The sequence below is a fragment of the Paenibacillus sp. Y280 genome (genome assembly GCF_056786335.1).
Genome location: NZ_JBXCIW010000065.1, coordinates 1 through 903, shown reverse-complemented (window position 1 = coordinate 903; position 903 = coordinate 1). Strand labels below are relative to the sequence as shown.

Sequence of the window (903 nt, the reverse complement as noted above, 5' to 3'; positions counted from 1 at the left end):
CGGTTAAACACCCTTATTGTGGACACTGCACCTCTTATTCGATGTCGATCGTAAAATTGCTTTAATTTTCTGCCATTTACTCTAAAATGAACGTTTCGAACTTGATCAGACTTTAACTTTTTTCGGCACCACCATTCCTTGCTTGACTGCCTCCCTATATTCATAAGGGGATAAGTCATAGATGCTGCCATGAATACGGATACGGTTATAATCCTGAATAAACTGACTCACAATCTCATAAGCCTGTTGATAAGACTCAAATTCATGCCGTTGGTAACATTCCAATTCGATGATGGCATGGTAGGATTCAATGTGCGCATTTTTATTCGGCGTTTTAGGCGGAATACGTTCGTGGATCATGACAAACTCCGTACAAGCCTCTTCAAACCGATGGCTGATAAACTGCGGACCATTATCGGAACGGATGACCGGCTTATCTGCTTGATCAAATAGCTGGCGCTTCATAAGCGCTTCCTGCATGATCTGGACGAGGTGCTTGGCTTCACAGGTCAGACCAATATGATAGGCGACGATGGCGCGATCAAACACATCTATAATGCACATAAGGAAGAAGAACCGCTGCTCACCATGAATCCATCCGTACTTAATATCAACCTCCCACAACTGATTAGAATCCGTTATCACGCGATTGTTCGCTAAACGCTTAGGATGCTTTAACTTTATTTTTCGCTGTGGACGAAGCACATCCATTAGCTTGCACAGACGGTACACTTTCTTCTTGTTGATCTTCAGTTTATGGCGTCTTCTAAGAAGCACAGTAAGCTTGCGATAGCCGTACGCAGCGCCTTCTCCTGCTAAGAATTCCATGACCCATTCACAGATTTGCTCATCGCTAACGGGCTTGCCGTCTTGTGTATAAGAAAAACCAGGTGCGGGGCGACC

At 44.4% G+C, this 903-nt stretch carries 1 protein-coding gene; it reads right to left on the bottom strand.

Annotated features, from left to right (window positions below; all coding sequences use genetic code 11):
- Positions 1–105: 105 nt before the first annotated feature.
- The coding region (locus tag AC1TPC_RS26845; RefSeq protein WP_482069775.1) for an IS3 family transposase at positions 106–903 on the bottom strand (798 nt) is incomplete at its 5' end.